Genomic DNA, 14517 nt, shown 5'->3' on the forward strand with positions numbered 1-14517 from the left:
AGCTAGCCCTGCCTCACGCTGTGTATGATGTACGTGCCGCAAGCTATCTTCTACATTTCGCGTCATCTGCGGCAGGTTAAAGACAGTCAAAGCAAGCGCACCGGATAGGATGGAGAAACCATATTCAAACTGAACGACAAAAATCAAGTAACCGAACAAACCAACTACAACAGATGGAAGGGATGATAGAATCTCGATACAGGTACGGATAAAGTCAGTCAAGCGCCCCTTCTTTGCATACTCAGCCAGATAGATACCAGCACCAGTAGATAAGGGGATAGAAATAATCAAGGTAATAACTAGGAGGAAGAAGGAATTATAGAGCTGAATCCCAATACCACCACCTGCTTGGTAGGAGGAAGATTTTCCAGTCAGGAAACTCCAAGAAATATGTGGCAAACCACGTACTAAAATATAGAGGATTAAAGAAGCCAAGATGGTGACGATAACCCCTGCAATCGTGTACAGAATACCGGTTGCCAGCTTATCAAATTTTTTAGCGTGCATAGTTTCTCTTTCTCTCTCTCGTAATAAATTTGACCAGCATGTTGAAAGCTAAACTCATTATCAACAACACGAGGGCCAAAGACCACAATACGTTATTTTGCACCGTTCCCATAACCGTATTACCAATACCCATAGTAAGGACAGAGGTCAAGGTTGCTGCTGGTGTCGTCAAGGAGGTTGGAATGACAGCTGAGTTACCTACTACCATCTGAATCGCTAGCGCTTCTCCAAAGGCACGAGCCATTCCGAAGATAACAGCGGTGAAAATACCTGGCTTAGCAGCGTTGAGAATAACGCGCCAGATGGTTTGCCAACGGGTGGCTCCCATAGCCAAGCTAGCCTCACGATAGTGACGAGGTACTGCTCGCAAACTGTCTACAGTCATAAAGGTCACTGTCGGGAGAATCATAACAAAGAGAACAAATACCCCTGACAAAATACCAAATCCTGTACCACCAAAGATAGAACGAACAAAAGGTACCACAATCTGCAAACCAATGAATCCATACACAACAGATGGAATCCCAGTTAACAATTCAATAACAGGCTGCAAGATTTTTGCACCGTGACGCGGTGAGATTTCGGTCATAAAAATCGCTGCTCCAATGGCAACTGGAGTTGCGATGAGGGCTGACAAGATTGTCACGATGAAGGAACCTGCAATCATCGGCAGAGCTCCAAATGATTTTGAATTTGGCTCCCATTTGGCATTAAACAAGAAATCCTTGATACTAATGCCGTCGACAAAGAAGGTTGATAGACCACGCTGCGCTACAAAGAGCAAAATCATGGCAACAATAAAGACAATCAAGGCGAGGCAAAGAAAAGTTATCACCTTACCAAATTTCTCTAAACGAGAATTTTTAGAAGGAGAAACTAATTTTTTTGCTAATTCTTCGTTTTTCATACTTACTCCTCTTTTGGTGTCACCGTGCCGTCAGCAGCCTTGGTCACCTTCATATCATGGATAGAAATGTAACCCATCGTTTGGACAATCCCGTTCTGAACTTCGTCTGAATACATGTAATCCAAAAATTCCTTGGTCAAATCTGTTGGTTCACCCTTAGTATACATGTGCTCATAAGCCCAGATTGGCCAGTCATTTGTCGCAACATTTTCTGCTGTTGGTTCAAAACCATTGAGTTTAATCGTTTTAATCGAATCATCCACATAGGCAAAGGCCAGATAAGAAATGGCACCTGGTGTCTGAGCCACAATAGATTTAACCATACCATTTGAGTCCTGTTCCTGACTCTGGGTTGCTGCTTCACCATCCATGATGATGCTGTCGAAGGTCGCCCGAGAACCTGAACTGGCAGCACGGTTGATAATAGAAATCTCTAAATCACTGCCTCCAAGCTCCTTCCAGTTTGTGATTTCACCTGTGAAAATCTTTCGAAGTTCCTCAGTTGTCAAATCATCTACTGTGACTTTCTCATTTACAATAACGGCCAGACCAGCTACTGCGACTTGATGGTCGACAAGATCTGAAGCATTAATTCCCTCTTTCTCCTCAGCAAAAACATCACTGTTGCCAATTTGAACAGCGCCCGATTGAACTTGAGAAAGGCCAGTACCTGAGCCACCTCCTTGAACGTTGATGGTTTTACCAACATTGACACTGCCAAATTCATCGGCTGCTGCTTCAACTAATGGTTGAAGGGCCGTTGATCCGACTGCCGTAATGGATTCACCACGGATAATCCAGGAGGAACAAGCTGAGAGAGAAAGGCCTGCTGCTAAAAGGAAGGCAGCCATTCCAAGCTTATGCTTTTTCTTCATATTTTTAATCCTTTTCATTTTTACATGTCCAATTTTGCTAAAATTTTATAAGAATTTTACAAAAAAAGAACAATTCAAATATAACATATAAGGTAGTATCTTGCAAACTATTTCCACCTATCAGAATGACTGAAATCGAAGGCCTTTTGGAAAGTTATTTTTCAAGACTCCAGATACCACTTTTGCAAATCCTAACCCATTCCCTTTGATGGCTACTTGGTACCAACCATTGGGCAAATCAAGTGGAACTGAAACTGTATTTCCAGCTGCATATTGAATAAAATCTGCTTCAGAAATTTCTACCCTTCTTACCACTTCATTGCTTGTCAAAGCCAGACCCAAGGCAAAACTTGGTTCAAAACGCTTCTTCTTAAATGTTCCTAAATGAAGACCGTTACGGGCAATTCTTAATGTTGATATATCTGGCAAACCGTGAGGTAAGAGGTAGAGCTGATCACCAAATACCTGTAAAAAACCGTCAAAACTAGTCTGTAGGTTTTCCTTGCAAAAGTCTTGCCAAAGTTGACTCTGCTCCCTATTGAGATTCGTTTTTCTTGGCTTTATTGTCTTCCGCGAAGATTCAGCTAGAGAGCGAAATTTGGCGACAAATTGACCTTCACCCTTGAAATGCTGCGGGTACATGCGAGCTGTTTCAGGATAGCCGATACCATCTACCATACCATTGATTTTATCAATCGGCACTAGCTCCAAGTCATAATTTTCAAGGAGCCAAGAAACAATTTCTTCATTTTCTTCTGGTGACCATGTACAAGTTGAATAAATCAACTGCCCAGCCGGAGCCAACATGTCCATGGCAGATACCAAAATCTCCCTTTGTAACTGAGCACATTGGGCAGGATAAGACGCATCCCAATAGTCGATGGCAGCAGGGTCCTTACGAAACATTCCCTCACCGGAACAGGGAGCATCCAAAACAATCATGTCAAAATAGACCGGAAATACTTTTGCCAGCCGTTCAGCTGATTCATTGGTCACCACCACATTGCGGGCTCCAAAGCGCTCAACATTTTCTACCAAAATCTTGGCCCGTTTGCTGGAAATTTCATTGCTGACAAGTAAACCTGTATTCTCCAAATAGGAAAGCAGATGGGTTGACTTGCCACCTGGGGCTGCCGCCAAATCCAGTACCTTCATCCCTTTTTGTGGACTTGCCACTTGTCCAACAATCTGGGCTGCTGGTTCTTGAGAATAGACTAAGCCAGTCACATGTTCGGGTGACTTTCCTGATACTTTTCCATAGTAAGACCAGGGCATATTGGGGATTTTATCCATAAAGTCTTGCTGTGCTTCTTTGAGCGGATTGGTTCGAAAGGCAGAAACAGGTTCTTTCTCAAATGTCTCAAAAAATGCCGGTGCTTCCGCAGCCAGCAATCTTGTGTATTTTTCAATAAAGTCTTTTTTTAATGTCATCATTCTAATAAGGTTTTGATTTCCTTTTCTTTCACTTGAGGGAGCAAGATGACCATCTCACGCCCTTGAAAGCTAGGTTGGCCTCCATCTGTCGTGATGAGACGGTAACCCAGTGATTCACCCAAAATAATCGCTCCCCCGTAATCCCAAGGATAGAGGTAGGAAGCTTGTGCTAAGAGCTGTCCCTTGAGCACACGGGCAAAACCGATGCCTGCACTACCAAAAGAGCGTGTTCCCAAAGTATGGTTGGCTAGATTGGCTAGGCCGTCAACGTTTTGGGCGTAGAGTCCTGTATTGAGACCGATTAACCCTTCCTTGAGTTCCTTGTCTTGAAAATGTGGAAGCAGTTGGTCGTTTAGATAAACTGGGTATTTTGACCCACCGTGAATCATTTCATCTTTCATGACATCATAGATGATGGCAAACTTTCCTATGCCATCTTCAAAATAGGCCAAGAGGATCGCAAAATCTTCCTGCTGGACAATAAAATTGGTCGTTCCATCAATGGGATCAATAATCCATACGCGGCCTTCCGAAACAGTAGCCTGAGAATGGTTTTCCTCACCCAAAATTTTATCTTCAGGATAAAGTGACAAAATTTTGCTGCTCAAATCTTCTTCTACCTGTTGATCGAGTTGTGTCACTAAGTCTGTAAAATGAGACTTAACTTGAATCTCCAGACTGTCATGGAGATGTTGGCGAAGGAATTCTCCAGCTTCCGCAACAATTTTCTTAGCAAAAGTGAATTTATCGTCCAAGACTGATGACCCCCTTTTGCTTTTCTTGAGCAGCCTTTACTGCCCGATAGGTCGAATAACCTGATACAGCTTCAAAATCTCGGTCAATTTGCTTTTCTTGAGCCTTGCTTTTGACAACTGCCTTAAATTTCTGATAGCGATCCAGAAGAATCTCGGCACTAACTCCACCTTCGTATGCTTTCTCCACCTGATTTAAAAAAGAAAGCACGGAGGAAATCTCCCCTGTGCTCCACGTAAAATCAAGTGGATATGAATAGTTTTTGTTCATATCTAAATTATCCTATCTCTGCTCTCAGAGTTGCATTCTTCAGCTCCTGCTTGCGGTAGTTCCTTGGCAAGAAGGCCCGAATTTCATCTTCGTTAAAACCAATCTGCATGCGCTTATCATCCAAAATAATGGGGCGACGAAGCAGACTTGGATAGGTTTCAATCAAATCAATTAATTGAGAAATGGAGAGTTCATCCACATCAACATTGAGTTTTTGAAAAATCTTTGAGCGAGTCGAAATCAAATCATCTGTCCCATTTTCTGTCAGGGCCAAAATACTCCGTAGCTCATCAGATGTCAAGGGGCTAGTCATAATATTGTGTTCTGTAAAAGGTACTTGATGATTGGTCAACCAAGCACGCGCTTTTCGACAACTGGTACAGCTCGGCGATAAAAATAACGTAATCATAAGCATCCCTTTCTACAATTTTCTCTCTTCTATTATACACTAGGAAAGACTTGTTGACAAGATGAAATTAATAGATAGAACTCTTGATTTTCAACTTTTTTAAAGTGAAAAACCAAAAGGTCTACTTCTTTGTCTGATTAGACCAACGACTGACGAATCTCAGAAATGAAATAGAGAGAACCCGTCACCAGATAAAGCTTTTTCTCATCTGGTTTCATATTTTCAAGCCACTCCTGCCAGGTAAAAACCTTGGCATATTGACTGGGATAAGCCTCCAACTGGAGGGCTTTTGGGAAATCAAAACTGGTCACCGTCAGGCTAGCAAACTGATCCAACATCTCCAGCATGGTTGTGACTGGTTTGCCCTCAATGGCAGCAAACAGAATGTGAATATCCTTATCAGCATAATCAGTCTGCAAGAGATCCACCAAGACCTGGACACTCTCATTGTTATGGGCTCCATCAATCATCAGATTTGGTCTGACAAACTCCGTTCTGCCTAGCCAACGGCTCGTTGATAGGGCAGACAATATGACGTCCGTCGTTACGCGAGGAAAGCGTCCTTTTAGCAAAAGAGTCGTCATCAGTGCCAAACTGGCATTGGCCCTTTGATGCTGGCCTGGCATGGCTAAATCGATACCCTCGATACACTCGCCTTGATAGAAAAAGTCAAAGCCAGCTCCTTGATCTCGAAAGCTAAAATCACGGCCTAGCCGGTAACTTGGGCAGGCCAGCTCTTGAGCCCTTTCTTCAAAAACCTCTGCTACGTCTTCCCGGTCTGTGGCATAAATAAGGGGAACACCTGCCTTCATGACACCTGCCTTATTTTGAGCAATTGTTGCATGGGTTTCTCCCAGATAGGCCTGATGATCCAGACCGATGGAGGTGCAGATAACAGCAAGTGGGGTGAAGACATTGGTCGAGTCGTGGAGCCCCCCCATACCCGCCTCTATAAAGGCAATATCGACTGGGTGCACTTCCCCAAAGTAGAGAAACATGAGGACCGTGATAATCTCAAACTCCGTCGCTGCTTCCCAGGGCGTTTCCAGGGGCAGGCGCTCTACAATAGGTTTTACCCGATTGACCATCAAGGTCAAATCTTCCTTCGAAATCATCTGGCCATTGATGCTAATCCGTTCCCTAAAGTCCATGATAAAGGGTGAGATAAAAGTTCCCACCTCATATCCAGCTGCGGTAAATGTATTCTGCAAATAATTGACCGTCGAGCCTTTTCCATTGGTGCCGACAATGTGGACCCCTTTTACCCTGTCCTGGGGATTTCCCAGCTCATTGAGCAACCACTTGACCCGCTCGATACCAGGTTTAATCCCAAACTTTAACTTGCTATGGATCCAGTCCAAACTTTCTTGATAGTTCATGTCTAACTCCTGAAAATATTTCTCCTAGTATAGCATAATTTTTACGAGGAAAAAAGACCGGCTAAGGCCAGTCGATCCGTTTCACTATTTTGACCAGTTGAGAGAAAACTCCTCATCGCTTTGCATCTGCTTCATCAGCGAGTCAATCCCATCAAACTTAACCATATCTCGTATCTTGTCCAGCCAGATGATGGTCATCTTCTCCCCATAAATCTCCTGCTGAAAATCAAAAATATGGGCTTCAATCCGCATCTCAGTCCCATCAAAGGTCACATTTCGCCCAACGCTGGCCATGGAGCGGTAGCGCTGCCCCTTGATGAGGACGTCTGCTACGTAAACTCCTTCAGCTGGTAAATGAATCCGCTCAAATGGAGCTAGGTTGGCTGTAGGATAGCCGATGGTCCGACCACGGGCATCTCCATGCACCACTATTCCTTCTGTCGTGAACTCGTAACCTAGCAGGCGATTGGCCTCAGCCACATTTCCAGACTTGATGGCATCCCGGATACGGGAAGAGGAAACCTTTTCCCCATCCAGCTGTACTTCCTCAATGACCTCAACTTGACCCGTAAAGAGCTCTTGCAAAACCGTCACATCTGCTCTGCTATTGCCAAAATGATAATCAAAACCAGCTACTACTACATTAGCCTTGAGTGCCTCAACATAGTTTTCAACAAAATCCTGGGGTGATTGTTGGGCAAAAGAACTGGTAAAATCCGTCAAATAAAGGCGGTCCACCCCATACTGCTCCATCAAGGCGAAGCGTTTTTCGGGACTAGTCAGCTGCAAAAGAAGTTCAGGACAATAACGGACAAAGGCCAATTTGGGTGATTCTGGGAAGGTCAAGACAGAGACAGTGAGTCCCTTCTCATCGGCAATAGCTCTCGCCCGCTCAAAAAGGGCCTTGTGACCCAGGTGCAAGCCATCAAAATATCCCAAAACCAGAACAGTTTCCTGAAGCTGATCTATCGAATTCTTACCATCAATTTTTACAATTTCCATAACAATTCATTATATCCTTTTCAAGGCATTATAGCAAGGATGGGAGCTGGGAAAAAGCGGACCCTTGGCCCGCCTACAGCATCACTTTACGAGGTTTGTAAAGGTCGTCTCGCCTCTCTAAGATGGCGATGAGTTTGCCTTGGTGAAAGGCTGCAAACAGGTCCACATCGGTTTCCAGAGAAATCCGTCTGCCAAAGCTGACTTCCGTCACTTGTTCACTGGTCAGCTCTACTGTTGGCAAATCACCGATACCCAGTTCAAGGGGGCGAAGGAAGGAGAAATCCTCTTTTTCCACCAAATCTGAAATCTCAGCCAGAGTCAAGGCGTCATCTAGTGTCAGACCTGCGGAACCAGTTCGTTCCAGCTTGGACATGTGGCTGGCATAGCCCAGTTTGGCCCCCAAATCAACAGAGAGAGTACGGACATAGGTGCCTTTTCCACATTTGACCCGAAAAGTAAAACGGACCAGGTCTCCTTCTGCTACTAGGGGGCTGGTGCGCTCGAAGGAGCTTATCTCAATCGTTCGTTTTGGCCGCTCCACTTCTTGCCCTGCCCTGGCATACTCATAGAGCTTGCGCCCATCTACCTTGACAGCAGAATACATGGGAGGAATTTGAACAATCTGGCCGACAAAGGCAGCCATGGCCTGGTCCACCATTTCTTGGCTGAGGTCTAGTGAAACAGGGGTCACTTCCACCACTTCACCGCTGGCATCCTCTGTTGTCGTAGAAAAACCGAGGGTAATTTCCCCCTCGTAAATCTTACCTTCTTCCTGCATGTACTCAATGAGGCGGGTGGCCTTACCAACTGCGATGGGAAGAACTCCTGTTACATCTGGGTCCAGAGTGCCACCGTGGCCGATTTTTTTCTCTTTTAACATCTTGCGCAGCTTAAACACCGCATCATGGCTGGTCATACCAGCTTCTTTTTTTAGATTGATAATTCCTGAAAGCATGTCCTCATTATACCATAATCATTTTGGCTTCTTCAGATTTGACATTTAAATCCGAAGGAAACTTTAATAAATCCTTCATTTTCGTAAAATACATGCGCAGCTTCTCTTTCACTAGTGATACCTGAATTTACAGCTAAGTTTCTGATGTCCTTCTGTTTAGCAAAAAACTTGACTCTGTTTAATAAGGCTTGAGCAATCCCTTGTCTACGAGACGTTTCATCCACAACCAGTGCCAATATTCGGATGTAATCTTCATCTGCTTCGAACATTTTCATTTGAACAAAGCCGATAAAGCCGATAATTTGATCATTCATGGTGGCAACCAAAAGATGATAATCTTCCTTAGTTAGCATAGTTGGCAAACGGTGGGCTAAGGTTGCAACATCTACTGGATAACCTAGTTGATCATACAAGGGTACTAGCCCTTGACAATCATCAAGTTGAAAAGTCCGAATCAGTAATTCTTTTTTCATAAGAATAGTTCCTTTCAACCCTTAAAGGGCACACTGTACTGGCTCTTACTAGCCTTATTTCTTCAACTCCTCAAACTTGGCTTTCATGGTGGGGTTGTTGCGGGTTAGTTTTTTGACGGAAACATCGTCTGATAATTATGTTCTTTGATAATTATGTTCTTTGATAATTATTCTAAATTTAAGTCATTGATAAGATTTTGTATTTCTTCTATTTCCGGCGGAGGACAATTTTTCTGTCTTTGAACAATATGTAATACTTCTTTTCTTTCTTCTTTCGATAATGACTTGATAATATGTTTGATATTATCTAAATAATAGTAGTCCTTTTCTAACTTATCATTCTCCAACAACATCAAAAAATATTGTTTTATTATTGAAAAATATTTGGGACTTCCTTGTTTTAATAAATAATTAATTCTAAGTGATGACAACTTATATTTATATCTTGATACTAAATTTTTGAGTTCCTCAATGAATTCGGACAACCTATTGTGATTGACATTTTCCTTATACAATAAATTAGAAATAGTTTCTAAATAGTTTACTGTTGAATTGTGATTAAATAATTCCAATAGCCACTGTTCTGAGAATTGAAACTCATGTTCTTCTGTAAAAATAATATTTATCATTATGGCAAAATTATTTTGCGATAGTTCAAAAGTTTCTTCAGTCGGATTGATACATTCTAATGCAATCATGAATACCCTATCTAGAATTTGATTATCTTCAATTTTTTTATTTAATAACTGTCTAATAACATCGGTAAAAATTCTGGCAGCTTCTGAAGTCACTGAAGTATGAGAATAGGAGTATCCCAAAAAAGTATAGTATGTTATAGCAATTTTTGTAGTATCATCATATTCGTTTATTAAAACACCTTGTATGATCTCTTTGTAATTCGAATCTTTAATTGTATCTACCTTCTGAACTACTTTCCTACTGTACTCCGAATGATTATTAATTAAAGAAATCAAACACTGTAAATACGAACCTAACTCACTGTTTATAAAATGAAATATATCTAATCGTTTATTATCATCTCTCAAAGTTGAAAGTTTATTTGGGTCAACAGTGAGTAATTTTTCAAAAATTGATTGTTCAGCATCCTGTTGAGTTATAAAGTATTTAAAGAATTTTTCGTCATTATCATCAAAAGACACATTATCAAATTTCTCTAGATATTTTTCCTTTACAAAATTTTGTAATTCGTCTGGAACTTCTGATGAAATAATAATTTCTGTATAAAGACGCTTAAATTTTGAATATAATTTTTCAATATGATTTTTTAGTAGTTTTGAAACCTTTTCAGATAATTCATTTGAATTTTTTAAGACACTAATTAAAAAATTCTCTGTCTCTCTTATAGTCTCTTCTTCTAAGAATGAAGAACGTTTTTGTTCATCCTCAGAGTTCACCAAAATATCTAACAATTCAGATTCATTATACTCAATTAGCTCCTCTTGTGTTATAAACGAAAACTGTGAAACAAAACCACTCTCCATCGAGTAAATCATATTTCGATACGTTTTTTCTGGAATCTCTTTATCGATAATGCCTTTGTGTTTATTAACAAATATATTTAACTCTTCGCCAAAGTGAATATCAGAGAAATCAATATACTCGATTAATTTATTAACTAAGGTTTGATTCAAACCAGTCTCGTTATCAAACTGAACTAGCAGCTTTTGAACCAATCTTGTATCTAACAACTCATCAGGAACTTTTACTAGAAAACTCTCACCTTCAAGAAATAGCCTATTTGTCTTCACAAGCTGATAAAATAGCTCAATATTTTCATTTTCCTCTTGCAAATGCTCAAATGAATAATATCTATATTTTTGTGAATTGTTTATTACGTTCACCATTTTTTCTATATTGACTGGATTTAAATTCACTTCAAGTTCACTATCATCTTCAATATATAAATAGTTATCATTTCGCTCGAAAGTATTTACAAACCAATAACCTAATAAGGTACTATCCTGATTAAAACTAGAGTTAATAACATCACTATCTTCAGATATAACTTCTCTTAGTTCATTCAATTTTTCATTATTAAAAATAGTTTTTTCTATCGCTCGATTATAAACGACGTACATATCGTCCATATAACAATTTTGACTTCCTTGGATAATAATGGAATAAATTTTCTCCCAATCATCCTTGCTTAATTTTTCAATATTTTTAGAAATAAATTTCCAAAATAAAGGAAAAGAGCCTGATTTTATTTGCTTTATTGTTTCGCCTTGAAAGATTCCACCTAATAACAAACTATTTAACTGAGGATTGTCAATTTCAATAACTCTATGGATAAGGGAAGATAAGTAGTTTGAATCACTCGAAATACTATCTAATGATTTGTTATATGTTTCTTGAGCAGCTAATGGATTTAACAGTTTTTTCCAATCTATATGAAATTCATGAATTCCTAATTCTTTGTTAATATCGCTAACTAATTTCTCAGTAAAAACTGGCAAGTCTTCAAATTTATCCCCAAACCAAATAATCTGTGTATGATTTTCTGAATTAAAGAAATTTTCAACAATTGTTTTATAATGTTCATCAACTTTTGAATTCGATGATTTTTCTTCCTTCATTAAGGCATAATTTTTGCTACCTTTATGAAGCAATGATAATATCTCATCTTCTTCCAAACCTGCTCCAATAAACAATACAGTTGGTCTAGTGTTTTTAAACCATTTAACTAAATCATTATAATTTTTTCTATTTCTTAAGTACGTTTGAGAATAATCTGCTGATGAACTCACAAAATACTTGACATCACAATCAGGAGTTCCATGAATATGTAAAATATCACCCGGAAATAAGTTTCCTTTTTTTATTTTCTGAAACTCATTTAAATCATTTACTGTCTTTACTGTATTTTTCAATAATTTAAAGTGATTTTCAATCTCATAATCATAATTTGATGTTATCAAAATAGCATTCAGACTAGCGAGATGTTGCAATGTTGGATTAACAGTTGAATATGGTGACAAATGTTTAAAATAAGCTTTTTCGAAGTCAAGTCTACGATTCTCAAAATCGTTCCCAAAAATAATTCTTAACTCTTGATTTACTAATTCTACTTTACGCTTATTACTAATTTCTAATTTACTTATTAAATCAAATATTTTAATTTGCTCAATTCCAATATTCTTATTCTTACTTTCTGCAAGCACTTGACCTTGCCAATATTTAATGAGATGTTCCACATATTCATTCCACTTAGGATATCCTTGTGAAATAGAAACTCCTGCACCAATAAAAATAACGAGTTTTTGTTGCTTTATAGCTTCACTCAGATCCGTAACCAGTCTTTTATAAGAAGATTCCATGATTTGCTCGTTCATCCTATTCCTCCTTCAACTCCTCAAACTTGGCTTTCATGGTGGGGTTGTTGCGGGTTAGTTTTTTGACGGAAACGTCGTCCAGCTTGTTATTGGCCAGGCGGAGTTGGTTTTCGCTGGTGGTCAGGAAGCGTTTGACTTCCTCCATGCGTTTGATGGCCTTGTCGATTTCGTCGATGGCTTTTTTGAAGTTGGTAGATGCGGAATTGTAGTTCTTGGCAAAGGCATTTTTGAAGACTTCCAAATCTTCCTCAAAGTGGGTAATGTCAATATTCTGCTCGCGAATCAAGGCCAATTCCTGCTTGTACTGGAGGCTATTGAGGGCAGCATTGCGCAAGAGACCAATTAGCTGGATAAAGAACTGAGGGCGGATGACATACATCTTTTCGTATTCGTGGCTGACATCGACAATCCCCGTGTTGTAGTAATCATTATCAGCCTCCAGCATGGTGACTAGAACGGCATATTCACATTTTTTCTCTCTGCGGTCCTTATCCAGTTCCTTGAGGAAATCCGCATTTTTGTGTTTGGTCTTGGTGGTGTCGGCTTCGTTTTTCATCTCAAACATGATGGATATGAACTCCAGACCAGATTCATCAAAGTCGCGGAAGATGAAGTCGCCCTTGGAGCCAGATGCGGAGATTTCATTGTCCTTGCCAAATTTGGCTCGGGGGAAGGCATAGGAGCGGACCTTGTTAAACTCCGTTTCCGCATAGATTTCCAGACTTTCTCCGATGGCCTTGGTGGACTGCTGGGCCTTGAAGTTCTTGTAAAATTCCACCTGTTCATTGGCAGCCTTGAGTTGGACCTCGTAATCACTGCGAACAGAAGACAGGGCCAGTTCATTTTCCTTTTCCTGGAGGGCTAGCTGGTTTTTGACAGAATCCCGCTCTTTTTCCAGATTGGTCAGGCTGCGCTGGAGTTCATTTTGGTGTTGGAGCTTGGCTTGTTCCAGTTGGCTTTGGAGGGCTTGAACTTCCTTCTCTTTTTCAGCCAAGGACCGCTCCATGTCTAGCTGGTTTTGAGAGGCTGCTTTTTCCAATTGAGCCTGCAAATCAGCAATTTCCTTGTCCTTTTCATTGAGGTTGGCCTGCAGTTGATTTTTGGACTGCTCCTCAAAAAGGGCTCTTTCCCGTTCTAAGCGCTCATGGATTTCCTTCTCAAATTCATGGCCACGTACCTGGGCCAAGAGTTGGCTATATTCTGTCTCATTGATGGTAAAAACGGTCCCGCAATGGGGACATTTGATTTGATTCATGGCTATCTCCTTATAGGTGTTCTTCAACAAAATCGGACCATTTCGCTCGCAGAACTGCTCGGTCTGGCACATCTTGGCCGTTTAAGCGTTCTGAGAGAAACTCATTTTGCACCAGCCAGCCGGTCATGTCCTTAGCAGCATTGGAAAATTCATTGCCAAAGTCTTTGGGGATGACCTCCTCAAAGTGGATATAACTGCCCTGGTCCCTGTTTTCAAATTGGAAGGAGACCCTGGCCCCATCCCAGTCATAGGCAATGACTTGCTCTTCTTGATAGGTCAAGAGCTCCATCTCCTCCCGAAAATCTTCCATCTCAAAAATGAGTTTGTCTCCCTCAATCCGCAGCTGGGGAAACCATTTGGCAAAGCCTGCATTGCTGGCGATTAGGTCCCAGCTTTCCGCCAAATCCGCCTTGACCGGATAGGCAATGGACAAGTGATAATCCTTTTCCAAACTGATTAACTGAACCTTCATTTTTCTCTACTCCTTGACCTTTTGAGCTTATTATATCAAAAAAAGAGGCCAGCGTAAAAGCTGGCAGCCGGACTGTCCCTATCCAGCAAAATATGGTATACTAAGGCTAGTTTTTTGTGAGAAAATCGGAGGTTTTTTATGATAAAATTACTGGCCTTAGATATGGACGGTACGCTTCTCAATGACCAGAAAGAAATAAGCCCAGCAAACATTGCGGCCATCCAGGAGGCAGTGGATGCGGGTGTGAAATTGGTGCTTTGTACAGGCCGCATCCTAAGCGGTGTCAAGCCCTACTTTGAGCAGCTTGGCCTGGATGCGGAGAATGAATATGTCATCCTCAATAATGGCTGTGCCCTCCATCAGACATCTGACTGGTCGCTCCTGGACCACCATGGTTTGAATGCGGATGAGATTGCCTACCTAGCGGATTTCGCCCGAGGATTTGAACTTCCCTTGACCCTCTGCGATGTGGA

15 protein-coding genes are annotated in these 14517 nt (G+C 41.0%); 1 reads left to right on the forward strand and 14 read right to left on the reverse strand.

What is annotated here, in order from left to right; all coding sequences use genetic code 11:
- The 14 genes from ACEYCN_RS07245 to ACEYCN_RS07310 form a co-directional block, all read right to left on the reverse strand.
- Window positions 1-507 (reverse strand): PstA family ABC transporter permease (locus tag ACEYCN_RS07245; RefSeq protein WP_373713621.1); only part of this gene is annotated, 507 nt, incomplete at its 3' end.
- On the reverse strand, window positions 497-1414 hold the full coding sequence (gene pstC, locus ACEYCN_RS07250) for a phosphate ABC transporter permease subunit PstC (RefSeq protein ID WP_373713622.1): 918 nt from the start codon (window positions 1412-1414) through the stop codon (window positions 497-499). The genes ACEYCN_RS07245 and pstC, both read right to left, overlap by 11 nt.
- 2 nt (window positions 1415-1416) lie before the next feature.
- On the reverse strand, window positions 1417-2307 hold the full coding sequence (locus tag ACEYCN_RS07255) for a phosphate ABC transporter substrate-binding protein PstS family protein (RefSeq protein ID WP_373713623.1): 891 nt from the start codon (window positions 2305-2307) through the stop codon (window positions 1417-1419).
- A gap of 102 nt (window positions 2308-2409) precedes the next feature.
- Window positions 2410-3720 carry an RsmF rRNA methyltransferase first C-terminal domain-containing protein gene (locus ACEYCN_RS07260; protein WP_373713635.1) on the reverse strand — a complete coding sequence of 437 codons (1311 nt, stop codon included), beginning with the start codon at window positions 3718-3720 and terminating at the stop codon, window positions 2410-2412.
- Complete coding sequence (locus ACEYCN_RS07265) at window positions 3720-4478, reverse strand: inositol monophosphatase family protein (RefSeq protein WP_373713624.1); 759 nt, start codon at window positions 4476-4478, stop codon at window positions 3720-3722. Before ACEYCN_RS07265 ends, ACEYCN_RS07260 begins: the two co-directional genes overlap by 1 nt.
- Window positions 4468-4746, reverse strand: coding sequence for a UPF0223 family protein (locus ACEYCN_RS07270; protein WP_373713625.1), 279 nt, complete (start codon window positions 4744-4746; stop codon window positions 4468-4470). Before ACEYCN_RS07270 ends, ACEYCN_RS07265 begins: the two co-directional genes overlap by 11 nt.
- A 7-nt stretch (window positions 4747-4753) precedes the next feature.
- Window positions 4754-5155, reverse strand: coding sequence for a Spx/MgsR family RNA polymerase-binding regulatory protein (locus tag ACEYCN_RS07275; RefSeq protein WP_373713626.1), 402 nt, complete (start codon window positions 5153-5155; stop codon window positions 4754-4756).
- Window positions 5156-5292: 137 nt separating this feature from the next.
- Entirely contained in the window at window positions 5293-6534 is a 1242-nt protein-coding gene (locus tag ACEYCN_RS07280; protein WP_373713627.1) for a folylpolyglutamate synthase/dihydrofolate synthase family protein, read from the reverse strand.
- Between the two features lie 84 nt (window positions 6535-6618).
- Complete coding sequence (locus ACEYCN_RS07285; protein WP_373713628.1) at window positions 6619-7536, reverse strand: bifunctional riboflavin kinase/FAD synthetase; 918 nt, start codon at window positions 7534-7536, stop codon at window positions 6619-6621.
- A gap of 73 nt (window positions 7537-7609) precedes the next feature.
- Window positions 7610-8491: a tRNA pseudouridine(55) synthase TruB gene (gene truB / locus ACEYCN_RS07290; protein WP_373713629.1), complete on the reverse strand. Its 882-nt coding sequence runs from the start codon at window positions 8489-8491 to the stop codon at window positions 7610-7612.
- 32 nt (window positions 8492-8523) lie between these two features.
- Window positions 8524-8964 (reverse strand): N-acetyltransferase family protein, encoded by a 441-nt coding sequence (locus tag ACEYCN_RS07295; protein ID WP_373713630.1) that lies wholly within the window; start codon window positions 8962-8964, stop codon window positions 8524-8526.
- A gap of 167 nt (window positions 8965-9131) precedes the next feature.
- On the reverse strand, window positions 9132-12317 hold the full coding sequence (locus tag ACEYCN_RS07300) for an SIR2 family protein (protein WP_373713631.1): 3186 nt from the start codon (window positions 12315-12317) through the stop codon (window positions 9132-9134).
- Window position 12318: 1 nt separating this feature from the next.
- The gene (locus ACEYCN_RS07305) at window positions 12319-13572 is read right to left on the reverse strand and encodes a DUF2130 domain-containing protein (protein WP_373713632.1); all 1254 of its coding nucleotides are present in this window, start codon (window positions 13570-13572) and stop codon (window positions 12319-12321) included.
- Between the two features lie 10 nt (window positions 13573-13582).
- Window positions 13583-14044: an ATPase gene (locus tag ACEYCN_RS07310; protein ID WP_373713633.1), complete on the reverse strand. Its 462-nt coding sequence runs from the start codon at window positions 14042-14044 to the stop codon at window positions 13583-13585.
- 138 nt (window positions 14045-14182) lie between these two features.
- Between ACEYCN_RS07310 and ACEYCN_RS07315 the strand changes: the two genes are divergently transcribed.
- The coding region (locus tag ACEYCN_RS07315) for an HAD family hydrolase (protein ID WP_373713634.1) at window positions 14183-14517 on the forward strand (335 nt) is incomplete at its 3' end.

The sequence above is a fragment of the Streptococcus sp. genome (assembly GCF_041802885.1).
Taxonomy (GTDB): Bacteria; Bacillota; Bacilli; order Lactobacillales; family Streptococcaceae; genus Streptococcus.

Coding starts and splice junctions, on each gene's coding strand:
- ACEYCN_RS07295 (WP_373713630.1), bottom strand. CDS start 8,964: ATGAAAAAAGAATTACTGATTCGGACTTTTCAACTTGATGATTGTCAA.
- ACEYCN_RS07260 (WP_373713635.1), bottom strand. CDS start 3,720: ATGACATTAAAAAAAGACTTTATTGAAAAATACACAAGATTGCTGGCT.
- truB (WP_373713629.1), bottom strand. CDS start 8,491: ATGCTTTCAGGAATTATCAATCTAAAAAAAGAAGCTGGTATGACCAGC.
- ACEYCN_RS07300 (WP_373713631.1), bottom strand. CDS start 12,317: ATGAACGAGCAAATCATGGAATCTTCTTATAAAAGACTGGTTACGGAT.
- ACEYCN_RS07270 (WP_373713625.1), bottom strand. CDS start 4,746: ATGAACAAAAACTATTCATATCCACTTGATTTTACGTGGAGCACAGGG.
- ACEYCN_RS07310 (WP_373713633.1), bottom strand. CDS start 14,044: ATGAAGGTTCAGTTAATCAGTTTGGAAAAGGATTATCACTTGTCCATT.
- ACEYCN_RS07275 (WP_373713626.1), bottom strand. CDS start 5,155: ATGATTACGTTATTTTTATCGCCGAGCTGTACCAGTTGTCGAAAAGCG.
- ACEYCN_RS07305 (WP_373713632.1), bottom strand. CDS start 13,572: ATGAATCAAATCAAATGTCCCCATTGCGGGACCGTTTTTACCATCAAT.
- ACEYCN_RS07285 (WP_373713628.1), bottom strand. CDS start 7,536: ATGGAAATTGTAAAAATTGATGGTAAGAATTCGATAGATCAGCTTCAG.
- pstC (WP_373713622.1), bottom strand. CDS start 1,414: ATGAAAAACGAAGAATTAGCAAAAAAATTAGTTTCTCCTTCTAAAAAT.
- ACEYCN_RS07255 (WP_373713623.1), bottom strand. CDS start 2,307: ATGAAAAGGATTAAAAATATGAAGAAAAAGCATAAGCTTGGAATGGCT.
- ACEYCN_RS07280 (WP_373713627.1), bottom strand. CDS start 6,534: ATGAACTATCAAGAAAGTTTGGACTGGATCCATAGCAAGTTAAAGTTT.